Origin of the sequence: Thalassospira sp. MIT121401, assembly GCF_047125595.1 — a bacterium.
Classification (GTDB): Bacteria; Pseudomonadota; Alphaproteobacteria; order Rhodospirillales; family Thalassospiraceae; genus Thalassospira; species Thalassospira povalilytica.
In genome coordinates, this window is the sequence record NZ_CP138926.1 from 4,057,573 (window position 1) to 4,080,151 (window position 22,579).

At 55.6% G+C, this 22,579-nt stretch carries 16 protein-coding genes and 3 tRNA genes; 8 read left to right on the forward strand and 11 right to left on the reverse strand.

The genetic code is table 11. The features are described 5' to 3' along the window. Positions 1 to 38 precede the first annotated feature (38 nt). The 3 genes from SIB88_RS18655 to SIB88_RS18665 all read right to left on the reverse strand — a co-directional run bounded on the left by SIB88_RS18655 (position 39) and on the right by SIB88_RS18665 (position 4,697). On the reverse strand, positions 39 to 725 hold the full coding sequence (locus SIB88_RS18655; RefSeq protein ID WP_068518755.1) for a fumarylacetoacetate hydrolase family protein: 687 nt from the start codon (positions 723 to 725) through the stop codon (positions 39 to 41). Between the two features lie 66 nt (positions 726 to 791). Next, complete coding sequence (locus SIB88_RS18660; RefSeq protein WP_412558776.1) at positions 792 to 3,539, reverse strand: cation-transporting P-type ATPase; 2,748 nt, start codon at positions 3,537 to 3,539, stop codon at positions 792 to 794. Between the two features lie 171 nt (positions 3,540 to 3,710). Further along, a complete protein-coding gene (locus SIB88_RS18665) occupies positions 3,711 to 4,697 on the reverse strand; it encodes a 2-hydroxyacid dehydrogenase (protein WP_068518754.1) in 987 nt (328 codons plus the stop codon). Between the two features lie 200 nt (positions 4,698 to 4,897). Between SIB88_RS18665 and SIB88_RS18670 the strand changes: the two genes are divergently transcribed. Beyond that, entirely contained in the window at positions 4,898 to 5,413 is a 516-nt protein-coding gene (locus SIB88_RS18670) for an SH3 domain-containing protein (RefSeq protein ID WP_068518753.1), read from the forward strand. Between the two features lie 219 nt (positions 5,414 to 5,632). Here the strand turns inward: SIB88_RS18670 and SIB88_RS18675 are convergent, their stop codons facing one another. Both SIB88_RS18675 and SIB88_RS18680 read right to left on the reverse strand, forming a co-directional pair. Further along, positions 5,633 to 6,679 carry a hypothetical protein gene (locus SIB88_RS18675; protein WP_412558777.1) on the reverse strand — a complete coding sequence of 349 codons (1,047 nt, stop codon included), beginning with the start codon at positions 6,677 to 6,679 and terminating at the stop codon, positions 5,633 to 5,635. 260 nt (positions 6,680 to 6,939) lie between these two features. Then, the gene (locus SIB88_RS18680; protein WP_412558778.1) at positions 6,940 to 8,331 is read right to left on the reverse strand and encodes a class I SAM-dependent RNA methyltransferase; all 1,392 of its coding nucleotides are present in this window, start codon (positions 8,329 to 8,331) and stop codon (positions 6,940 to 6,942) included. Positions 8,332 to 8,720: 389 nt separating this feature from the next. On the opposite strand from SIB88_RS18680, the gene SIB88_RS18685 reads away from it, so the two are divergent. Then, a complete protein-coding gene (locus tag SIB88_RS18685) occupies positions 8,721 to 11,348 on the forward strand; it encodes an EAL domain-containing protein (RefSeq protein WP_068516910.1) in 2,628 nt (875 codons plus the stop codon). Positions 11,349 to 11,475: 127 nt separating this feature from the next. Here the strand turns inward: SIB88_RS18685 and mgtE are convergent, their stop codons facing one another. The 3 genes from mgtE to SIB88_RS18700 form a co-directional block, all read right to left on the reverse strand. Beyond that, positions 11,476 to 12,879, reverse strand: coding sequence for a magnesium transporter (gene mgtE / locus SIB88_RS18690; protein ID WP_101247078.1), 1,404 nt, complete (start codon positions 12,877 to 12,879; stop codon positions 11,476 to 11,478). 201 nt (positions 12,880 to 13,080) lie between these two features. Continuing rightward, entirely contained in the window at positions 13,081 to 15,372 is a 2,292-nt protein-coding gene (locus SIB88_RS18695) for an NADP-dependent malic enzyme (RefSeq protein WP_068516912.1), read from the reverse strand. A gap of 343 nt (positions 15,373 to 15,715) precedes the next feature. Continuing rightward, positions 15,716 to 15,802 (reverse strand) — tRNA-Leu (locus tag SIB88_RS18700). Positions 15,803 to 15,919: 117 nt separating this feature from the next. Here SIB88_RS18700 and lipB point away from each other — a divergent pair. The 3 genes from lipB (at position 15,920) to SIB88_RS18715 (ending at position 18,472) form a co-directional block, all read left to right on the forward strand. Further along, positions 15,920 to 16,582 carry a lipoyl(octanoyl) transferase LipB gene (gene lipB / locus SIB88_RS18705; protein WP_206928107.1) on the forward strand — a complete coding sequence of 221 codons (663 nt, stop codon included), beginning with the start codon at positions 15,920 to 15,922 and terminating at the stop codon, positions 16,580 to 16,582. Positions 16,583 to 16,647: 65 nt separating this feature from the next. Further along, entirely contained in the window at positions 16,648 to 17,577 is a 930-nt protein-coding gene (locus SIB88_RS18710) for a diguanylate cyclase (protein WP_412558779.1), read from the forward strand. 355 nt (positions 17,578 to 17,932) lie between these two features. Further along, positions 17,933 to 18,472, forward strand: a complete 540-nt coding sequence (locus tag SIB88_RS18715; protein ID WP_228194426.1) for a hypothetical protein — start codon at positions 17,933 to 17,935, stop codon at positions 18,470 to 18,472. 457 nt (positions 18,473 to 18,929) lie between these two features. Here the strand turns inward: SIB88_RS18715 and SIB88_RS18720 are convergent, their stop codons facing one another. After that, positions 18,930 to 19,322, reverse strand: a complete 393-nt coding sequence (locus SIB88_RS18720) for a DUF4169 family protein (RefSeq protein WP_341652873.1) — start codon at positions 19,320 to 19,322, stop codon at positions 18,930 to 18,932. A 131-nt stretch (positions 19,323 to 19,453) separates the two neighbouring features. Further along, positions 19,454 to 20,572: a hypothetical protein gene (locus tag SIB88_RS18725; RefSeq protein ID WP_068516916.1), complete on the reverse strand. Its 1,119-nt coding sequence runs from the start codon at positions 20,570 to 20,572 to the stop codon at positions 19,454 to 19,456. Between the two features lie 336 nt (positions 20,573 to 20,908). Between SIB88_RS18725 and SIB88_RS18730 the strand changes: the two genes are divergently transcribed. Both SIB88_RS18730 and SIB88_RS18735 read left to right on the forward strand, forming a co-directional pair. Then, a tRNA-Arg gene (locus SIB88_RS18730) sits at positions 20,909 to 20,985 on the forward strand. A 56-nt stretch (positions 20,986 to 21,041) separates the two neighbouring features. Continuing rightward, positions 21,042 to 21,118: transfer RNA gene (locus SIB88_RS18735), tRNA-Arg, on the forward strand. Between the two features lie 182 nt (positions 21,119 to 21,300). On the opposite strand, the gene SIB88_RS18740 is transcribed toward SIB88_RS18735, so the two are convergent. Continuing rightward, positions 21,301 to 21,789 (reverse strand): fasciclin domain-containing protein, encoded by a 489-nt coding sequence (locus SIB88_RS18740; protein ID WP_068516917.1) that lies wholly within the window; start codon positions 21,787 to 21,789, stop codon positions 21,301 to 21,303. Positions 21,790 to 22,056: 267 nt separating this feature from the next. On the opposite strand from SIB88_RS18740, the gene SIB88_RS18745 reads away from it, so the two are divergent. After that, positions 22,057 to 22,578: a glycine cleavage system protein R gene (locus tag SIB88_RS18745; RefSeq protein ID WP_228194428.1), complete on the forward strand. Its 522-nt coding sequence runs from the start codon at positions 22,057 to 22,059 to the stop codon at positions 22,576 to 22,578. Position 22,579: the final 1 nt, after the last annotated feature.

The following is a 22,579-nucleotide window of genomic DNA, read 5'->3' on the forward strand; positions in this document are numbered from 1 at the left end:
GCCCCACAACCCCGGAAAGTCTATAAAAACCAAAAGGCTTATTTCAGCGTTACCGACAGTTCCGCAACATCGGCAATCACCAGATCCATACGGTCACCGCGCACAACCTGACCGACACCTTCGGGCGTACCGGTGAACAGAAGGTCACCCGGCTTCAATTCGATCAGTGTGGACAGATGCACCAGCGCATCGACAACCGGCCAGATCATTTTCGCAGTGGTGTCATTCTGGCGCACATCCCCATTGACCGAAAGTTTCAGATTGGTGGCATGCGGGTTACCGGCATCGGCTTTCGGCTTGATTTCCGAAATCGCCGCACAACCGTCAAAGGATTTTGCCATGTCCCACGGCAAACGGCGTTCCTTGAGACCGGCCTGAACATCGCGGCGCGTCATATCAAGTCCGGCCGCATATCCGAAAATCGCATCTTCGACCGCCGCACGGTCAAGATCCTTGCCCCCCTTGGACAGGGCAACCACCAGTTCGCCTTCGTAATGCAGATCATCGGTTGCCGACGGATAGGGCAGATCACCATCACCAACCACAAGGCAATCGGCCGGTTTCATGAAAACACATGGCGGGGTATCAGACGGGTCAGACCCCATTTCGCGCACATGTTCGGCATAGTTCTTACCAATACAGAAAATGCGGTTCACAGGAAAAACCTGATCCGAACCGGTAACCGGAACCGTTGTATGCTGAGCTGGTTCAAAGACGCTGCGCATTCGAAATCATCCTCAAAAAATCATGTTTGAGATAGTGATAGTCGCTCTGCGTCTAAAAGAAAATGGTCACGTTTTGCCAATTCGATCCGTAACAACACGGATCACCAGTTTTTCCAGTTCCAGAATGACAAACAGCCCGATCCCGGCCCCAATGATCCCGATGCCCGCCACAATGCTGACCGGTCGGGTTTCAAACAGGAAATGCATCACCGGCACATAGGTAAAGATCAGTTGCAGGACAAAGACCGACGATATGGCAATCAAAACCGGTCGCGTCCCGACCATGCCGCGCAAGGTCAAGGATGTACCACCAAGATAACGCACACTGAAAAGATAGAAGACTTCCATCGCGACCAGAACATTGACCGCAACCGTACGCGCAGTTTCAACAGATGCCCCTTGCATCAGCGCCAGTTCGAATGATCCAAAAATGCCCGCCATGAATAACAGCGACACAAACACAATACGCCAGACCAGAAAGCCCGACAAAACCGGTTCGGCAACATTGCGCGGCTTGCGTGCCATCAGGTCGGGTTCGGCCTTTTCAAAGGCCAGCGACAATGCCAACCCGATTGAACTGACCATATTGACCCAAAGAATTTGCAACGGCGAAATCGGCAAAACGACGCCCATCATCAGCGCAACCAGAACACCAAGCGTTTCCCCACCATTGATCGGCAACAGGAACGTGATCGATTTTTTCAGGTTGTCGTAAACCGTGCGTCCTTCGCGTACTGCATTGACGATAGAGGCAAAATTATCATCGACCAGCACCATTTCGGCGGCTTCCTTTGCGGCCTCGGTGCCCGATATGCCCATGGCGATGCCGACATCGGACCGTTTGAGTGCCGGGGCATCATTGACGCCATCCCCGGTCATCGCCACCACCCGTCCTGCGGCCTGCAACGCCATAACCAGTTGCAATTTGTTTTCCGGGCTGGTGCGGGCAAAAATGTCTGTGGTTTCGATGGCCTGTTGAAGGTCGGCCTGGCTCATCGCATCAATTTCGGGGCCGGTCAGGTAGCGTTCGGTATTTTCAAGACCCAGCTGTGCCCCGATCGCCTGTGCGGTAATGCCGTGATCGCCGGTAATCATTTTGACGCGAATGCCGGCCTGCCGACAATTTGCCACCGCGCTGATTGCTTCGGGGCGTGGCGGATCAACAAGCCCCAGCAACCCGATCATCACAAGCCCGTTTTCGACATCATCAAATGTCAATTCCTGATGGCTTGCTGGCATTTCGCGAATGGCAACCGCAAGAACACGCATGCCCTGTGCGGCAAGTCCGGCGATCCCGGCAGTCCATTTTTCCCGATCAATTTCATGATCCTGGCCATCGCTGTTGCGCTGATGGCTTGCCATGGCAACCAGACGATCCGGCGCACCTTTGACAACAATCAGTTTGTGCCCCGCATGATCATGATGAAGGGTCGCCATGTATTTGTAGCTGGAATCAAATGGCAGAACATCAAGACGCGGAACGGTTTCATCAAGCCGGTCATGATCAAACCCCGCCTTCATCGCCAGAACCAGAAGCGCACCTTCCATCGGATCGCCAAGGACGTTCCACGCATCGTCCTTGCGCACCAGTTTGGCATCGTTGCACAACATGGCCGCGCGGGTCAGAAGCGCCAAGCCTGGAATGTCATCGGCATCCTGTTCGACCCCACTGGCAACAAAGCCGCCATGCGGGTCATAGCCGATCCCGGAAACATTCACATTGCAATCAGGCATCCAGACCGATTGCACCGTCATCTCATTGCGCGTCAGTGTCCCGGTCTTGTCCGAACAGATTACCGATACCGCGCCCAGCGTTTCCACCGCCGGCAATCGCCGGATGATGGCGTGCTGGCCGGCCATGCGCTGAACACCGATCGCCATCGCGATGGTCAGAATGGCGGGCAAACCTTCTGGGATGCCGGCCACGGTCAAACTGACGACCGCGACAAAGGTGGCGTCGATGCTCATGCCCTGCACCACAACGCCAAAGGCAAATACCATCACCGCAACCAGCAAAATGATGCCGGTCAGGATCTTGGCGAACTGGCTCATTTGTCGCAGAAGCGGCGTGGTCAGGGCCGCGACATCGCCCAGAAGACGGTTGATTTTGCCGATTTCTGTCTGGAATCCGGTTGCCACCACCAGCCCCTGGGCCTGACCGGTGGTAACCAGTGTTCCGGCATAGGCCATCGATTTGCGATCACCAAGGGCTGCTTCCCTTGCCACCGGATCGGCATTTTTGGTAACCACCAGGGATTCCCCCGTCAGGGCAGATTCAAGCACCCCGAAATTCTTGACCATGAAAAGTCGAATATCCGCCGGGATGCGGTCCCCTGCTTCGAGGCGCACAACGTCCCCCGGGACGAGTTCGGTGGTCGGAATTGTCTTGCGCTGACCATCGCGCAGCACCGATGCGCTTGGCGAAAGCATGTTCTTGATGGCGCGCAGCGTTTCTTCGGCCTTGCCTTCCTGAATGAAGCCGATAGTCGCATTCAAAAAGCACACCGCCAGAATAACCACCGTGTCGATCCAGTGCGCCATCATCGCGGTTACCGATGACGCAATCAGCAATACATAGATCAAAAGATTGTTGAATTGCCTGGCAAAACGTACGAGCGCGCTTTTGGGTTTGGCCGTCGGCAGACTGTTTGGGCCATATTGGCTTTGGCGGGCAATAACGGCGTCATGGGAAAGTCCGGTGCGATCGCATTCAAGCTGATCACAGACCGCATCGATGGCAAGACCATGCCAGGCTGCGGGTGCTGTTTTGTCCTGCGAAGACTGACCGTTGTTGGAACCATTGCGTGACGCCATCAAAGCACCTGCTGCCGAATTCGAACCCGGCATCAATCATAACCATGCTGCACCGCAGCGCAATTACAGACTGTAGCCATGCACGCAATTGGCAACGTCACCACACATTTCAGATGTGGTGACGTGCCGAAATTTGTTGGTCGGATTTTGAAAAACCGGACTGTAACCGGGTCACAGAAGGCCTTCGATCACCCGGTCTGGCGGTGTGTGACCATCAACAAAGGTCTTGATATTGATCAGAACCTTTTCGCCCATATCAACACGGCCTTCGATGGTCGCCGATCCCATATGCGGCAACAGAACTGCATTTTGCAGTTCCAGCAATTTGGGATTAACCGCCGGTTCGTGTTCGAACACATCAAGGCCGGCACCGGCGATCTCGCCATCGGCCAGCATCCGCGTCAGGGCCGGTTCATCAACGATTTCCCCGCGTGCCGTGTTAACCAGAATGGCGTGCGGCTGCATCAGCTTAAGACGGCGTGCCGACAACAGATGATAGGTTGCTGGCGTATGCGGGCAGTTGACCGAAACGATATCGACATGTGCCAACATCTGATCCAGGCTTTCCCAATAGGTCGCATCAAGTTCGTCTTCGATCTCTGGATGAACGCGCCGACGGTTATGGTAATGCACAGACAGACCAAACCCCTTGGCACGGCGCGCCAGCGCACGGCCAATACGGCCCATGCCGACAATCCCCAGACGCTTGCCCCAGATACGATGCCCCAGCATCAGTGTCGGCCCCCATCCGGCCCATTCGCCTTTGCGGATAAGACGCTCGCCCTCGGCAAGGCGGCGCGAAACCGACAGGATCAGCGCCATGGTCATGTCGGCGGTGTCTTCGGTCAGGACATCGGGGGTATTGGTAACCGTAATCCCGCGCGACCGCGCTGTTTGCAGGTCCACATGATCAACACCGGTCCCGAAATTGGCAATCAGTCTAAGGTTCGGCCCCGCATGGGCAAGCACGGCCGCATCAATCTTGTCCGTCACGGTCGGCACCAGAACATCGGCCTCTTTGACGGCATCAATGAGTTCCTGTTTGCTCATTGCAGCGTCATCAATATTCAGACGCGCATCGAACAATTCCATCATGCGGGTTTCAATCGCTTCCGGCAGTTTCCGGGTTACGACGACAAGCGGTTTTTTCTTGGTCATCTGCCGATCCTATGCGGTCTTTTAACTCTTTTTCTGACAAAATGTGGCATGACGCGCTTTTGTGCCCTGCCGCATTGCAGTGATGCCACGCTCAAAGGTACAAAAGCAAGGATTTTGACGCAGTTTTTGTAATTTTATTACACAAAGAAGAGCTCTGGCAGGACGCTGTCAGAGAAAATAAACGAAGGAATACCAACACGATGCCGCAGATTTTGCGCAAATTTCTGTATCGCTTCATGGCTTTGGCGATTTTGGGCAGCCTGACCACCCCGATCGTGGCCAGCGCACAAGAATCCGGCTTGCCCATTCCGCGATTTGTCGCACTGCGGTCAGACAAGGTATTTCTGCGTTCGGGCCCGGGTTTGCGATACCCGAAGGTCTGGATCTATCATCGCCGCAACATGCCGATGGAAGTCGTTTCGGAATTTGATACATGGCGCAAGGTCCGCGACTGGGAAGGCAGCGAAGGCTGGGTTCACCAAAGTCTTTTGGTCGGGTCACGTCATGTCATCGTTACCGATGACAGCATCACGCTTTATTCCGCAGCAGATGAAAACGCCCGGAAAATAGCCATGGTTTCGGCCAGTGTCATCGGTCGCATCGAAGATTGCCCCGCTAACCTGAACTGGTGTCAACTGCGCTTTGGCGATTTCGAAGGCTGGGCCCCCCGTCACGGGTTCTGGGGCGTCTATGAGGATGAAACCGTCGAAGGCTAGGTCGCCACGCCCCGTCCATTTCCAAAGCACGTCCCGCTCAATCACCTTCACGGCCCGGGATGCGCGTGTCATCGCAATTGACCGACTGATTGTAATCACCTGAATACGGCCAAATGGTTGTGGGCAACTAAGGGTGATGACTTCCGGTGCCGTCATTGCCCTGTGCCCCAAAAAGTTCACCGGTTCAGGGCAATAATCCCGCCATAGCCCGGTGCGGCATCAGGCATCAACGGACACCCGGCTTGGGCGCTGTGAATTGCCGCCACCGCCGCTTGAGGTTGCCTGACCACCACTGTCATAACCACCAAAGACCGGCGTGCTGGTGGTTCGTGTGCCTGCGGGGCTGGTTGGTGTCGTGCCGCCAAATCCGGTTTCAAAGCCGGTATCGTCATCAGAATTCGGATCAAAGGCTGCCGTGTCATTCTGTTCAAGGAACGGATCAGGTTGCGGTTCCGGCAGGGCAAAGCCACCGACCGTCACGGTCTGGTTGGCAAGCTGACTGGCGATATCCCCCAGATAGGCCTGAAGGTTTTCAGAAATTCTGGCCTGCACATCGTCAGCCGTCGAAGCATCATTTGCGGCCAGCTGCGCCTGGACAATGTTGTCACCGGCAACCTGCGAAATACGATTCTGATCACGGGCAATCGATATGCTGCCGCCATCAGCCGCCAGCGAGATTTCACGATCACGAAGGGCTTGCTGCGCCTCGTCAATGCGGGTGCGTGCATCGGTGACGCCCGCCACATCCGACAGGTCAATCGATGACAAACCCGCTGCCAGATCATCGGCCGATGACGCATACAGATCGACATTGATCCGGTTATCCGACGAGGTTCCCGAACCGGCCTGAACGGTGATGGTCTGGTCTTCGGCCAAAAGATTGCGACCGTCATAGCTGCTATTTGCCGCGATATCGTCGATTGAGGTCAGATAATCTTCGATCTGGGCATTAAGCTGGGCGCGTTGTTGCCGTGAAAGGGTCGGATTTTCTTCGGCGGTTTTGATCAGCGCATCTATTTCATCAAGCGCATCGCCGATCCGTGACAGATCATTTGCAGCCTGCGAGACCAGATCGCTGGCACTGCCAAGTGTGCCACGCAGCTTTTCAGATGTGTAATTTGCGCCGCGCACCGCATCGGTATTGCGCCCGGCGGATCCGGCATTGGTGGCAGACTGGTTCGCATCGCCCGCAATCAACCTGTTCTGCGGTGCGATTGCACGCGCAGTATTGGTATAGATCGTAAGCTGGCTGGCCAGTGGTTCCATCGCTTTTCCGCACAAACAAGCCGGCGAGGCAACTACATGCTGCGCGGACAAAGAATTTGAAATGCTTTCAAACTTTTGCCCGCCTGACCTTCCTGGTGTCCGGCGGAAATACCAGCCATTAGTATAGATTATTCGGCGTTAAACATTAAGCGCAAATGCACAATCGGCGCGCGATATCGGGATTTCCGGCCTGATCGACCCGCATCAAAGGTGATACCGGCCCCAACCGCACCATAAATCGGCGCCGAATCGATCCCTGATCAAGCGGCCTTTGTGCGTCGCAATACCGCAAACAGTTCAAGATGCGATGACCACAGGAACTGATCGACCGGGACGATTTTCTGGATTTCATAACCGCCATTGCGCAGCACCCGCATGTCACGGGTGAATGTCGCCGGATTGCACGAAACGGCCAAAACCCATTCCGGGCCACCAATCGCCAGTTCCTCGCACTGGGCAAGCGCCCCGGCGCGCGGCGGGTCAAACACAACCAGATCAAATCCCGCCAATTCGGTCGCGGTCAAGGGCTGTCGGAAAAGATCCCGTTTGACGACCTTGATCGGGCTTCCTGATTGTCCGACCGCATATTGCAGCAATTCAACGGCACGCGGATCGCTTTCAACCGCGGTGACCGAACGCCGTTTCCCGGAAAGGGCCAAGGCAAAGGTGAAACTTCCAACCCCGCAAAACAGATCGGCCACCTGTTTGGGGGCAATATCGGCCAGTGCGGCCTTAAGGGCCGTGACGAGTGACTGTTCACCTTCGCGGGTGGCCTGCAAAAAGCCGCCCGGGGCAATCGGCACATCGACATTTTCAAAACCGACCGTTGGCGTATGACGGGCCGCAACCGGTTCGTCGGGGCGATCACCGACCTTCCAGCTCAGGCGGGCAATATTCAGACTGTCTGCAAATTCCGCCAGGTCCTGACGCATATCAAGATCAGGATCGGCTGTCGCATGGATCAGAACATCAAGCCCATTATCGGCATGCGTGACAAAGACTTCCTTGATGTCGCGCGCCTGATCGGGCGGACAGGAGGACAGAAACGTCACGAATGCTTCGCGAAATGCCATCAGCTCAGGGCGCAAAACCACGCAATCCGGAACATTGAGAACAGTATGGCTGAACCGGCCATGGAAGCCGACAAACACGCCAGACGCCCCGACATGAACCGAAAAACCGGCCCGTCGGCGACTTGCCGGCGGGGAGATTTCAACATCGGCAATCAGGTCATCGGCATCTTCGGGGTCAATCCCGGCCCGTACAACCGCCGTTCTGGCCTTGTCGTGTTTCCAGGCGCGGTAATCATCATCATTCATATGCTGAAGCGCGCAGCCACCGCATTCCTTGAAATGCGAACAGCGCGGCGGATTGAATGCGGGGCTTCTTTTCAGTTCCTCGATGACTTCGGCGCCATAGCCATCACCGCGCTTCTGGCGCAGGGCGACACGCACCTCGTCCCCGGGCAAAACGCAATCGACATAGACCAGCACGGACTTGCCGTCCGGCGCCTGGACATGGGCGATACCATCACCACGCGCCCCAACCTGTTCGATTGTGACCGGCGCTTCAAAACCAATCAACGGATCGCGCCGCGACGGCTGACGCTTGCGTCCCCCGCGGGCCCGGGGATTGCGATGATGATGTTTCATAAATTCTCTCTCGGGGGTGATCTTTGTCACGCTTTGCCTGACAGATCGACGCCACTGTCAGATGCCCGCCTGAGATACACCAGTTGACGCACCGCGAACAGGGGCGATCAAAGATTTATCTCCCGATCACGTCGCGCAATCGCCATACAGGCCGGGGCAGCATTACCATGACGCGAAAATTTATCCGCAAATGAACGCGACCAAACCCTTAAAATCGTGTAAGAATAACACCATAAAACATACAGGGAACTGTTAATCGGCCGCGTGACACGACACCATTTGTGCGACATCATGGGTTTGATGATCAGCGCAAATGGCGCGACGGAAACGTTTTCTGCGCGTATTGACGGGTCGGGGGACCTGTTTGGCGGGTCACGTATGGGGGAGATATGGAAGAAGAAAACAAGCAAGCCGACGAAAACACATCCACGCAAACGACCCGTTTGAAAAAGCGGGCCTTGGTGGCTGGTTTTCTGACGGCTCTTTTCTTTGCCTCAGTGACATTCTTTTTCTGGCAGACGTTTGAAAACAACCGCCGGACCATTTTGCTGTCTGCGGCCCAGATCACCGCCAATGCTGTTGCCCAGCAGGTCAATCAGATCGTCACCAGCAATCTGGCTGTGCTCGAAAGTTTTGCCGATAACTGGCAGGACGGCGCACCGGAAGACGAACGCGCATATCTGTCGATTGCAACGCCGTTACAAAGCCGCTTCCCCGCACTTCAGGCCATCAACTGGATTTCGCCCAACTACATCATTCTGTATGTCGCCCCGATCAAGGGCAATGTGCCCGCGATCGGTGCCGACCTTAAACGTCATCCGGTTGCCGGTCCCGTGCTTGATATCGCACTTGATCAACGCCGCACCCAGATCACTCCGACACTTGAACTTCTTCAGGGCGGGCGCGGTTTTGCCGCCTATAGCCCGGTCCTCGGGCGGGATGGGGAAATTATCGGCGTGATTAACGGTGCGTTTCGCATCCGGTCCATGCTGGCAGCAGTGATCAATACCGAACAGGTCGAAGATTACACCGTTCGCGTCCGCGAAGGTGACACCGTCCTGTTTGAAATCCGCGGCGAAGGCGACAATGAATTGTTGCAGCGTACCGTACCGGTCGAAATCGTCGGGCGCCAATGGCTGGTTGATGTGATTGCCGATCCGAAACTGGCAACACAGAGCACCATCAATCCTGAACTGATTCTTGTGTTCGGGGGAACGGCGACCGTCATATTCACCGTTCTGATCTTCATGCTTTGTAACCGGCAAAGACCGGCGGGCCGCCGGACCATGCATCACATCAATGCCGGTGATGACATCAATGATCTGGCGCTGTCGATTACCAAGCTTGATGGTCACCTGAAATCGATGTCACCCGAAACCGCCGAATTCTTTGACCTGCGCGAAGAAGATTACGGCTTTATCCGGTTTTACAATCTGGCCCCCGAATTCCAGTCGGACGGCACCGCATCGCGCCGGTCACAGGAAAAGATGCTGCTTGCGATCAATCGCGGTGACGAAGAATTGCGCCGTGAATGGATTGTGCGCAGCGCCGAGGGCGTTCATGTCGTCTGCAATCTGTCGATGAAGCCATCGACGACCAATGCCGATTGCGTCGATATCACCCTGCATCACAATCCGGCTGCCAATGCATCGGTCAATCGTTTGCGGTATCTGGCAACCCATGATCCGCTGACCGGATTGCCAAACCACGCACTGTTTGAAGACCGCCTTAATCAGGCGGTTGCGCATGCCAAACGCTATGAAAAGCTGTTGTCGGTTCTGGTGGTCGATATCGACAATTTCCGCGCGATCAATGATCGCTTTGGTGCAGATATCGGGGATGAAACCCTTCGGACCATTTCCGGGCGTCTACGCGCGACCGTGCGTGAAAAGGATACCTGTGCGCGGTTTTCCGGCGACATGTTTGCGATCATCGCAACCGACCTGTCAGAAGCCGAAGGTGCCGCACTGGTCGCCGAACGTGTCGTCGAAGCCATGTCGCAACCCATTCAGACGGCAACCGGTGATGAAATCCGGCTGCATGTAAGTGTCGGCGTTGCCCTTTATCCCAATGACGCGCGTGCGCCGTCGCAATTGCTGGCCAATGCCGATGCGGCAATGTATCGCGCGCAAAAATCGGCAGAATCGTCTTATTGCTTCTTTGTTGAAACAATGAACAACGTCATGCATGCGCGCCTGTCGATGGAAACGCAGTTGCGCCGTGCGGTGGATGAAAAACGCTTTGTGCTGGAATATCAGCCGCGCTACCGGACATCGGATCGCAGCCTGACCGGGTTCGAAGCATTGCTGCGCTGGATCGATGACAGTGGCAAACGCCGCCTGCCGCCCGACTTCATCGCGGTTGCCGATCGCACCGGATTGCTGTCCCCGCTTGGTCAATGGATCATTGAAACCGTGTGCAAGCAACTGTCCGACTGGCGGGCACAGGGATATGTCCCGGTTCCGATTGCGCTGAACGTTTCAAGCCGCCAGTTCATTCAGGCCGACCTGATCAAGAACATCATGGATCTGACCACAGAACATGAAATTGATGCGGCCATGATCGAGATCGAGGTATCCGAAGACATCGCCATGCGCGAACCCGAACGGGCACTTGGCCAGTTCTATCGCTTTGCCGAGGCGGGCATTGGCCTGACACTTGATCATTTTGCGGCTGGCAACACGTCCTTGCGCTATCTGAAACGCTTCCCTGTACAGCGTATCAAGCTGTCAAAATCGCTGTTTAATCTTTCACTCGATGAACAGCCCGAAAACAGCATTTTGCAGCCGGCAATCCGCCTGTGCAAAAGCCTGAACCGCAAAGTCGTTGCCGTGGGTGTTGAGACCGAAGAACAGCTGGCCGTCCTGCAAGCCGCCGATTGCGATGAAATGCAGGGCTTCCTGCTTTCAGCCCCGCTTGATGCGCAGGACACGACGGAACTCCTGACCCGTCAGAAAAGCTCGACGCGGGCTCAACCCAAATCAAAACCCAAACAGGATGAACAGTCCGGCAAGTAAAGCTATGCTGGCTGCTGGGCCTTTTGCGGTTCCTGTCATGCGAAATGCCATAATGCCATGACGAAATGACAAAAGCCCCGCTCGGACTGAGGCGGGGCTTTTTATTTTTGGTGTGCGATGTCCGGTCCTAAAGCAGGAATGCCGCGGCCAGTCCCAGAAAGGCAAAGAAGCCGACCACATCGGTAATCGTCGTCAGGAACACCGATGACGATACCGCCGGGTCAATGCCTGCGCGCTCAAGCCCAAGCGGGATCAGCGCTCCGAACAATCCGGCAAACAGCAAATTGACAATCATTGCCACACCAATCACAGCGCCAAGCATGACATCACCAAACCAGAACCAGGTCACCGCCCCCGAAAGCACGGCAAAGGCAAGCCCGTTCAGCCCGCACACGGCCACTTCCTTGCGGATGACGCGCCAGGCGTTGGTGCTGGTCAGTTCACGGGTGGCAATCGCACGCACCGCAACGGTCAGGGTCTGGGTGCCGGCATTGCCGCCCATCGATGCAACAATCGGCATCAGAACGGCAAGTGCCACCAGCTGCTGAATCGTTCCTTCGAACATCCCGATCACAAGCGACGCCATGATCGCGGTGCCCAGATTGACCAGAAGCCAGGTAAAGCGCGACCGCGTGGTATCAAGGATGGCACTGGAAAGGTCATCCTCCTCGCCAACCCCGGCAAGACGCATCATGTCTTCTTCATATTCCTCATCGATAACGTCAACGACGTCATCGACCGTGATCACACCGACCAGACGGCCGCTGTCATCAACCACCGGGGCGGAAATAAGGTCGCGCTGACGGAACAGATGGGCGACGTTTTCCTGTTCCTCGGTAACCAGAACCGTGCGCATTTCTTCTGATTCCATGACATCGCGCACCAGAACCGGCCGGTTGGTGCGGATCACACGCGACAGCGGCACGATCCCGACCGGGCTATAGCGCGGATCGACAACAATGATGTCATAGAAATCATCCGGAAGGCTCTTGGCCGAACGCAGGAAGTCGATCGTCTGGCCGACCGACCAGTAATCAGGGATCGCCACCAGCTCGCGCTGCATGATACGGCCGGCGGTATATTCCGGATAGGACAGCGCTTCTTCAACACGCGCACGTTCGATATCTGACAGTGCACCCAGAAGTTCGCGCTGTTCGTCCTCGTCGAAATCCTCGATGACCTCAACGACGTCATCGGAATCCAGTTCGGTAATGGCCTCGGCCACCACATCGGTGCCAAGCAGATTGATGACTTCTTCGCGAAGTTCGTCATCAAGCTCGGTCAGGAATTCCGGATCGAAATCGGGACGGATCAGTTCGACAAGCTGCGCACGCTGGTTGGAACTTGCCCAGCCAAGCAAGTCGGCAATATCGGCAAAGTGCAGTTCCGAAAGCAGTTCGGACGCGGTGTTGCTGTCATCTTCACCAAGCGCGTCGAAAATCTCGCGCGCATATTCAGGTGTCAGATCGACATATTCATCGCCAGTCGACGTTTCCGCCGGACGGTCCAGTTCTTCAACCTGACCTGTCATCTGCCCCTCCCTGAATGATGTGCTGCTTTTTGGTCCCGCACCAGATTTCGATTGCGCCAAGAAAACGCCGCGCCGGGAAGTTGAGAATCAAAATCCCGACACGGCTGTTTCTGCGCTATCACATGGCCCCGGTCAAGGGCCCCGATAGAAGATTAAAGTCTGAACCCCGCCGAATAATTCAAGTGGGGTTCAGGCTATTTTTTATTGGCCTTCCTGGCTGCGCGTCACCGCGTCAACAACGGCAATCGCCGTCATGTTGACAATACCGCGCACCGTGATGGACGGGCTGACGACGTGTGCGGATTTTGCCGCACCCACCAGAATCGGACCAACCGGCAAACCGTCGCCCAGCATCTTGACGAGATTGTACGAGATGTTGGCGGCATCAAGGGTCGGCATCACCAGAAGGTTTGCAGAACCCTTAAGCATCGAATGCGGGAAGATACGATCACGGATCGGCTGCGAAATTGCGGCATCGGCATGCATTTCACCTTCGACCTCAAGATCGGGGGCCTGGGTGCGGATCAGCTGCAACGCATCACGCATTTTGCAGGCCGACTTGTTTTCGTGGCTGCCAAAGTTGGAATGCGAAATCAGCGCGGCTTTTGGCGTGATGCCAAACCGCTTGACCACATCGGCGGCCATGATCGTGGTTTCGGCCACATGTTCCGGGGTCGGATCCACCGACACATAGGTATCGGTCAGGAAGAATGTCCCCTGCTTCATGATCATCATGTTGACGGTCGAGAAATCGGTGACACCTTTGCGCAGGCCCACAAGGTTGCGGACATAGCGCAGATGACGCAGGAAACCGCCCTGACAGCCGCACAGCATCGCATCGACTTCGCCACGACGCAGCATCAGGGCCGCAATCACGGTCGGACGGGTACGCACGATGGAACGGGCATATTCCGGGTTGATCCCGCGACGGCCCATGATGTTGTGGAAGTCCTGCCAATCCTGTTCGAAATGCGGATTGTCATCGGGATCGTGAATTTCGATCTGTTCATCAGGAACAAGACGCAGGCCAAGCTCGGCAATCCGGTCAAGGATCACTTCACGACGGCCAATCACCACCGGATGGCACACACCGTCATCGACCAGCACCTGGCAGGCCTGAAGCACACGGCGCGATTCGCCTTCGGGATAGACAACGCGTTTCTTGTGCGCACGCGCCATGTCAAAGACCGGCTTCATCACCAGACCGGACCGGAAGACAAAGCCTTCAAGCTGCTGACGGTAATGATCGAAATCCTCGATCGGGCGTTTTGCAACACCGCTATCCATCGCGGCCTTGGCAACGCGCGGCGGAATTTCAAGCATCAGGCGCGGGTCAAACGGCTTGGGAATAAGGTATTCCGGACCGAATTTAAGCTCCTCCCCGCCATAGGCGGTCGCCACCACGTCCGACACTTCGGCGGTTGCCAGATCGGCAATTGCCTCTACCGCGGCAATCTTCATTTCCTCGTTGATCTCGGTCGCGCCGACATCAAGCGCGCCTCGGAACAGGAACGGGAAGCAAAGAACGTTGTTCACCTGGTTCGGATAATCGGTACGCCCGGTTGCCATAACGGCATCGGGGCGGATTTCCTTGACCAGTTCCGGCGATACTTCCGGGGTCGGGTTGGCCAGCGCCATGATGATCGGGCGTTCGCCCATCTTGCGCAGCTCGTCCTCGCCCATGACATTTGGCGCAGAAAGGCCAAGGAAGATATCGGCACCTTCGACCACATCGCTCAGGGTGCGGGCGTTGGTTTCAATGGCATATTCCGCTTTCCACGGATCCATTTCTTCCTGACGGCCCTTATAGACCACACCAAACCGGTCGGTGACCGTGATGTTTTCCTTGGGCAGGCCCATCGACACCAGAAGGTTCAAACACGCCAGTGCCGCGGCACCGGCACCCGATGCCACCAGACGGACCTTGTTGATATCCTTGCCGGTCACACGCAAACCGTTCAGGACGGCCGCGGCCACACAAATTGCCGTGCCGTGCTGGTCATCATGGAAGATCGGAATGTTGCAGCGTTCGCGCAATGCCTTTTCGATGATGAAGCATTCCGGTGCCTTAATGTCTTCGAGGTTAACACCCCCGAAAGTCGGCTCCAGCGCTGCGACAATATCGATAAATTTCTGCGGGTCGGTTTCGGCGACTTCAAGGTCGAAGACATCGATATTGGCGAACTTCTTGAACAGAACCGCCTTGCCTTCCATCACCGGCTTGGATGCCAGCGGGCCGATCGGCCCAAGACCAAGCACAGCCGTACCGTTGGAAATCACACCAACCAGATTGCCGCGAGCGGTAAATTCCGCCGCAGTATCGGGGTTTTTGACGATTTCCTCACATGCGAACGCAACGCCCGGCGAATAGGCCAGCGCAAGGTCACGTTGGTTGGCAAGTGTGGTGGTTGCCGTTACGGACAATTTCCCCGGGGTGGGATACCGGTGATAGTCCAAAGCCGCTTCGCGCAGCTTGTCATTTCTATTTGCCATTATAATACCTTTTAATTTCAGGTATTTACATTAATTAACCACGAAATGGTTAAATCCTGATAATTCACTCTAGCGGGACGCCCAGACTAAAGCAGTTTTCCCTGCGATAGAAGCACTCAGTGTAACGCACGGCCAATGGGCTGCATTGCATAATTCTCAACGCGGCACTGCACAATAAATCAATCAGTTGTATCGCAACTGCGTTGATTACCGGACATCGCCCGACACCGCCTGACCGGAACATTGTAGGACATATATGGGGAAGGTCCAGAAACGAAAAAACCCGCCATTTCTGGCGGGCTCTTTTTCGTGGCTTTCCCGGTCGCCCGGGTGGGCCAGATAATGGTGCGGTCGAGAAGACTCGAACTTCCACGGTATTTCTACCACAGCGACCTCAACGCTGCGCGTCTACCAATTCCGCCACGACCGCATATTGTCTGCAGCAAGTCCCGTGAGGTTTCGAAGTGGGCTTGCCTTGGCGCGGAAAGGGAGATAGCAAATTGATTACCCCTGATCAAGGGATCTTTTCACTTATTTGACAGGAAAAATGCAAAGCATCGCCCCAACCGCGCAAATCCTAGAGTGGCGCACCACCTCCGAGTTGGTTTCGTACCCCGAAGCCCTTGCCGAAATGGAAGCCCGTGCCGAGGCCATCCATGCTGGCGAAGCCAATGAACTTGTTTGGTTTCTTGAACATCCGCCACTTTATACAGCCGGCACCAGCGCCCATCAGGAGGATTTGGTCGATCCGGATCGTTTTCCTGTCTATGACGCGGGCCGTGGCGGCCAATATACCTATCACGGGCCGGGTCAACGTACGGTTTACCTGATGCTCGACCTCAAGAATCGCGGTCGTGACGTACGTGCCTATGTCCATAATCTTGAAGAATGGGTGATTCGCACCCTTGCTCTGCTTGGGGTCAAGGGCGAACGCCGGGACGGCCGTGTCGGCATCTGGGTGGTGCGGGCGGATGGCCGTGAAGACAAGATTGCCGCCATCGGCGTACGTGTGCGCCGCTGGGTGACCTTCCACGGCATTGCCATCAACCTTGCCCCGGATCTTTCGCATTTCGGTGGCATTGTTCCGTGCGGAATTTCCGATCACGGGGTCACAAGCCTTGCCGACCTTGGGGTCGATATTACTATGGATGAACTTGATCGCCTGTTAAAACAGACCTTTACCGAAGTATTTCCCGGGCCAGCTGAATGAATGACACGTCGCAACCAGCATCGAATGCCACCCGATCGGCGAAAGGCAACAGCAAGGGCCACAAAATGCCCGAAAGCGTTGCCGAGGGCGGCATGGCCGATGCTGAACGCGACATCCTGGCCGAGCTCGAAAAGGCACTTGGCGAACATATCGCACTGATATTGCGCTGGAATCGGAAGCTGATGTTTCCCGATTCCCCGCATCCGTCCGAAATGGACGATGACGAACATGACTGCGATTTTGGCGCCTGGTACGAACTTAACCGCAATAACCGCCTGATTGATCAACCCGCCATGCATGCGCTGGCAGCAACCCATCAACAATTGCACGATTCGGCCAAACGGCTTTTAAGTGCGCGCGCTGTTGATGGCGAAATCGATTCGGCCGAATTCGATATGATGGCCCTGCGCGCCGAATCGTTTTTTGCCCAGTTGCGTCGTCTTGAACGCGCATTTCGCACGGCGCGCTCCGATGTTGACCCGCTGACCGGGACCTATAACCGTCAAACCATGATGGGGGATCTGAATTCCGAACGCGAACGTGCGATTCGAACCCAGGTCCCGACCGCCATCGCCCTTGTTGACCTTGATCACTTCAAATCGGTTAATGATACCTATGGCCATCAGGCCGGTGATCTGGTGCTGCAATCGGTTGCCGGTATCCTGCAATCCCATGTCCGCCCGTTCGACAAGGTTTACCGATATGGCGGCGAGGAATTCCTGATCTGTCTGCCCAATGCAGACATGAAACAATGCGCGCGCGTGCTGGAACGTCTGCGCCGGGTGATCGAAGCATCCCCGGTAACAATATCCGATAGCACCACCCTTCCGGTCACTGCCTCCATCGGGGCGGCACCGATGACCAAAAGCCGCACAATCGAACAAATCATCGAAAAGGCCGACAGGGCCCTATATGCCGCCAAGGAAGGCGGCCGCAACCGGGTGCGGGTCTGGCGCAACCCCGACACAAAACCGGCCCCAAAACCGTCTAAATAGCGCGCAAGGCGCATTCCCGATCCCTAAACAGTGACCAAGTGGATGCGAATTGCGCATGCAGGCGTGTTTTCATGCGTCATGATCGGGTTTGTATCGGGTTTAAGGGTGATCATCCCCTGATTTGCCGGTCTGCCGATTTTCACGGAAAAACAGACACCTGGTGCTTTGGTGCGATGTATTTCACACACAGGAATAAAAAATTCTTTCGGTCTGCAATCTTGTCTTCACAAGTTGGAAACATATCTGCAAACTATAATAATAAAAGGCAGCATGGCTTCGGCCCCGACGCCGAGGTGAGAGAGAAAAGCTGCCAGCTTGGGAGGGAATTCGGTTCTATCTGAACGGAGGCCCCTGAATGTCCAGTTCTATGGATTTTGCACCTGGCGATCCCGCGCTGATGCTCACGGTGTTGCGCAGTGCCGAAGCAAATCTTGACCGCAACATGCTGTTGCGGCGCGTTTTATCCCTTTTCTGCACAGACGATGATGGCAATCAGGTTGCCATTGAAGATGGCCCGGATTTGCAACGGCGCATCGACACCGCCATTGCCAATCTGCAAATGGCCGGGCTTATTCGTGTGACCACCGGTGACGAACTTTCGATCACTTCCCTTGGAACAGCCATGATGATGGCCTATCCGCTGGGTATTGATGATGGTGTGCTGTGTTCGCTGCCGGCATTTCGCAATCGGGTCTATGAAACCAATGCCCCTGTGGTGCATGAACGTCATCTGCCCAATTCGGCGTATGGTTCGGGCTTTTCCGCCGGGCTTGATGCGCATCGCCTGACGGAAAATCCCTACCCGTCAGATTCGCGCGATCATGAAGACTGGCTTATGGGCTGGGACGAGGCACTTGATCAAAGCAAACGCGAAGCCGAAACGCTTCTGAACTGATTTCCGGTTCATCCGGAATATCCGCCCAAAAGACCTGTGACCGGCACCGGATCAAAAATGGTTTTGGTGCTGTGATTTGAATTCCCGGCATATCGCCGGTACTGCCGTGCTCATCCGATGTAACGGCCCGAATTTGCCCGCGTGTTTTGCAGTGACGGCATCAGGCCCCTGACACTGTATTTCCGACCCGGGTGACGGCATTCTGCCCCCTGCTTCCCAGTTCAATGTCCCTATTCAATGTCCACGCCCCGTGACGAAGGCGCGCTCAGCCACTCGAGAGCGCACCAGTGATGCCTTGCACGTCCGACATCACCTCCTCCACCCAGCAGGCAGGCAAGACTGCTTAGCGGCCCCATGAAGTAGTACGGCGGGGTACCCCCGAACGCGACTATGAACCACCATCACGCTGTCACACGCAACGACAGGATGGGAAATTTATCTATGACAGGAAGGCTGATCAGGCCGGGTCATTCCCCGGTTTGCCGTGACCGAAAATCGATACGACATTATCCCGCGCGGTTTCGTCTGATCGGCTTTTTGCCAGCCCGGGCTCGGACGGCTGCGGGTTTTGATCGGCATCATGGTCTTTGACACCCGCATCCCGGACATCAGCCGCATCGTCTTTATCCGGTCCATCGGACACTTTGGGCCTATTGGACCGATTGGACGCATCAGGATCATCACGGCGATGACCATCAAGATGCTTGCCCGCCGATTGCTTGCGGGCGTCATTCAGATCGCGTTCATGCCGGGTGCGCCCGTGGAGAACCCGGTTCTCGTCGGCTTTTTTGGCCTTTTCATTGCGCTGCTTACGTTTGCGCACCTGACGCAAATTGACGAGATCACCCATCACACTCTTCTTTGGAACATTATCAAACCGACAGGGGATCTGTCGGGTCACATTATCCAAAACAAACGGGTGCTTCGATTTCCCGAAGCACCCGCCATAGCCGTTCTTAAAATCCGTATGTCCAGCCGGACTTAGCGCACAAAGACATGCACCTCGTTGGCCGAAACAGATGCGCTGGTGGCATCCGATGCGCGCACGCGCGAACTCGGCATGCCCATATCGGTGAGCGAGCGAAGAACCGCCTGCGCATTACGTTTGGATTTGTTGGAATTCAACGCAACCTGCGCCGGGGTACCACGATTCGGGGTCACGGCAACCACGTCAAAGCTTGCCTGCGGGCGACGTTCCAGAACACGGTTTACCGCGTTATAAAGCGCCTGCTCGTATTTCACGTTGGCATTGTCAAACCGGATAACCACCAGCGGACGGTCGCTGGTTGCGGCCATGCGCGGGCTGCTCGATGCCGGTGCGGCCTGTGACTGGAAGACACGCTTGGAAAGCGAATCCCCGAAGATTTCACCGTTTTTAACGGCCAGTGCCAGGGCATTCAGGTTCGCACGTTCGGTGCTGACATAGGATGTCTGACGCGACAGGCTTTCGCTGATTTCATTGAGAAGACGGTCAATCAGCACCGTGGTGCGGTTGGTTTCGTCTTCAAGCAGCGCGAGCTGACGGTGATCTTCGTCAACAGCACCCGATACCTGATAAGCCGAACGAACCGACTCAAGCAGGAAGGTCGAAAGCGTGCTGTCGGCGGCAACCTTGTTTGCCAGCGAATTCAGCGCGGCGATATCGTCATTCACACGATCCAGTTCGGACTGCGCGGTGTTCCACTGCTGCACCAGAACCGGGTTACCCGGGGTGGTACCAACCTGCAGACGCGCGCTGATTGCCGCCACAGTGCCGTGATAGGCCTGCGAGTGCGACACAGTCTGTGCCCGAAGCTGTTGCAATTCGTTGTTGTGTTCATTCAGAGCCGCCTTCAGGCGGTTGAGTTCCTGCTGCATGTTCTCGACTTTGGAACCGACAAAGGTCCCGGTCTGAGAAACACCGGTCAGCGGCTGCGTGCTTGCAGCAACATCGTAACTGGTGGTGGCATTGGCACCAACCGGCTCGGATGCGACCACATTGTTCTGGGTCGTATCTTCTTCACCAGCAAGTGTCGGCCAAAGGGCCTCAGAAGAAAAAGAACATCCCCCCAGCATAAGGGCGGTGCCGATTACGGCAAGGTAGGTTTTACGAACGGCCATTTCGATCTATTACCTAAGTAGAAATATGCGAATCTCCCTGGGCTTGCCTTTTTATGTGGTGAAACAAGCCCCTGCTCCCCCGGGATTGAAAGCATCTTAGTCCACGACCACTTATGGAACAAGACGCATTTGCCCCTTTTTTGCCGAGTCTTGTCCATAAGTCCGACAAACCGGACAAAGCCGGGCAAAACAAGTGCGTAGCAGTCCTGTAAACGGTGGCTTGTGAAAAAATACCTTTTTTTGAAATTTACTGCTTGCAATGCCCTGCTCGTTTGCATAAGTTCCGCTCCGCCGACGGGGAGCACACCCAAGCAAACCGCCGGAAATTAAGGCAATGCGCCCGTAGCTCAGCTGGATAGAGCATCTGACTACGAATCAGAAGGCCGGAGGTTCGAATCCTTCCGGGCGCGCCAGTGAAAGGCTCGACGTTACCGCGTCGAGCCTTTACCATTTACATAAGCTTTAAAAAGCGCCCGTAGCTCAGCTGGATAGAGCATCTGACTACGAATCAGAAGGCCGGAGGTTCGAATCCTTCCGGGCGCGCCAGTCAAAGGCCCGACGTTACCCGTCGGGCCTTTGTGCTTTTTGGGCCTTTGTTGTTTTTGCACTTTGCCGCTGCCCTTCGATCACAATCCCCAAAAGAAAACAGCCCGCCGCAATTGCGCGACGGGCTGCACGGATGCCAATTCTGGCAAGTTGCCATTCCAGCCAATCATAATTCCGGCAAATTACATCGATGGCATGATCACGCTGTCGATCACGTGAATGACACCGTTATCGGCTTCGATATCGGCCGTTACGACCGATGCGTCATCGACCATGACGCCACTGGTGGCGTTCACATCAATGGTGTCGCCCTGCACACTGGCAACCGCCATTTCCTTGCCGGCGATGTCACCCGACATCACCTTGCCCGGCACCACGTGATAGGTCAGGATTGCAACAAGTTTGTCCTTGTTTTCGGGTTTCAGCAGGTCTTCGACCGTGCCTGCCGGCAATTTCGCAAAGGCATCATCAGTCGGGGCAAATACAGTAAACGGTCCGTCACCCTTAAGGGTATCGACCAGGCCTGCTGCCTGTACCGCAGCAACCAGCGTTTTGAACGAACCGGCCGAAACGGCGGTATCGACGATGTCGGCAGCCTTGGCCGATGCCGCGCCAAGCAAAAGGCCCGCAGCGGCGCTAACAGCAATAAGCGAAGTTCTGAAAGCAGTCATGTTTCAATCTCCTTGGAACGTGATTACGGAATTTCGCATTCCGCATTTCGCTGTCAGAGATCGCTTACGCTCAGGGTTTGACGGTTGGTTCAATCATATAAATGTGAACCCGGATACCTCATCGGATGTCTGATCCCGCGCGTACTGACCTTATTTTTCTTTGTTTCGGACAATCGACAAAAGACCGCGCGAAGCGCATATAGCTATTGATAGGATGGCAATTCAAAACAAAGCCTTAGGGAACTTCCACAATACGGAGCGCGACAGATGAACGCCAACGCACGCATTATGATTTCTTGCGATGACCGCGTCGGTCTTATTTCGGACATTACCGGACGCCTGTTTGACATTGGAGCGAACCTTGGCACGACTTCCTTCACCATGAAGGACGCAAAAGCGATCTTTGAAACCGATTGCGAACTGCCTGAAAGCTGTTCCATTGCCGAATGCAAATCCGCTGTCAGCGAACTGCCGATGACCGATGCGGACATTGTTGTTGAACAGATCGCGGCTGCACCGGAACTGACCACCGCCCCCGGCGCGACCCACTTGATCGAATGTTCCGGCATTGATCAGCCGGGCCTGATCGCCCGGCTGTCGGAAATTTTCATCGAATATAATGCCAATATTGTCCGCATGGCGGCATCGGCGACCGATGAAAAGGATGCGCGCATCTATACCACCCGTTTCGCGGTCGAAATCCCGGCCGAACGGGCGGCAAACTGCCTGGCGACCCTTGCCAATACGGCGGGTTCCATGCGGCTTGTTTTCAAATTTGATGAGCTTTGAG

Excerpts from the sequence above, each read along its gene's own strand:
- SIB88_RS18655 (WP_068518755.1), bottom strand. The coding sequence starts at position 725 with ATGCGCAGCGTCTTTGAACCAGCTCAGCATACAACGGTTCCGGTTACC.
- SIB88_RS18660 (WP_412558776.1), bottom strand. The coding sequence starts at position 3,539 with ATGGCGTCACGCAATGGTTCCAACAACGGTCAGTCTTCGCAGGACAAA.
- SIB88_RS18665 (WP_068518754.1), bottom strand. The coding sequence starts at position 4,697 with ATGACCAAGAAAAAACCGCTTGTCGTCGTAACCCGGAAACTGCCGGAA.
- SIB88_RS18670 (WP_068518753.1), top strand. The coding sequence starts at position 4,898 with ATGCCGCAGATTTTGCGCAAATTTCTGTATCGCTTCATGGCTTTGGCG.
- SIB88_RS18675 (WP_412558777.1), bottom strand. The coding sequence starts at position 6,679 with ATGGAACCACTGGCCAGCCAGCTTACGATCTATACCAATACTGCGCGT.
- SIB88_RS18680 (WP_412558778.1), bottom strand. The coding sequence starts at position 8,331 with ATGAAACATCATCATCGCAATCCCCGGGCCCGCGGGGGACGCAAGCGT.
- SIB88_RS18685 (WP_068516910.1), top strand. The coding sequence starts at position 8,721 with ATGGAAGAAGAAAACAAGCAAGCCGACGAAAACACATCCACGCAAACG.
- mgtE (WP_101247078.1), bottom strand. The coding sequence starts at position 12,879 with ATGACAGGTCAGGTTGAAGAACTGGACCGTCCGGCGGAAACGTCGACT.
- SIB88_RS18695 (WP_068516912.1), bottom strand. The coding sequence starts at position 15,372 with ATGGCAAATAGAAATGACAAGCTGCGCGAAGCGGCTTTGGACTATCAC.
- lipB (WP_206928107.1), top strand. The coding sequence starts at position 15,920 with ATGCAAAGCATCGCCCCAACCGCGCAAATCCTAGAGTGGCGCACCACC.
- SIB88_RS18710 (WP_412558779.1), top strand. The coding sequence starts at position 16,648 with ATGCCCGAAAGCGTTGCCGAGGGCGGCATGGCCGATGCTGAACGCGAC.
- SIB88_RS18715 (WP_228194426.1), top strand. The coding sequence starts at position 17,933 with ATGTCCAGTTCTATGGATTTTGCACCTGGCGATCCCGCGCTGATGCTC.
- SIB88_RS18720 (WP_341652873.1), bottom strand. The coding sequence starts at position 19,322 with ATGGGTGATCTCGTCAATTTGCGTCAGGTGCGCAAACGTAAGCAGCGC.
- SIB88_RS18725 (WP_068516916.1), bottom strand. The coding sequence starts at position 20,572 with ATGGCCGTTCGTAAAACCTACCTTGCCGTAATCGGCACCGCCCTTATG.
- SIB88_RS18740 (WP_068516917.1), bottom strand. The coding sequence starts at position 21,789 with ATGACTGCTTTCAGAACTTCGCTTATTGCTGTTAGCGCCGCTGCGGGC.
- SIB88_RS18745 (WP_228194428.1), top strand. The coding sequence starts at position 22,057 with ATGAACGCCAACGCACGCATTATGATTTCTTGCGATGACCGCGTCGGT.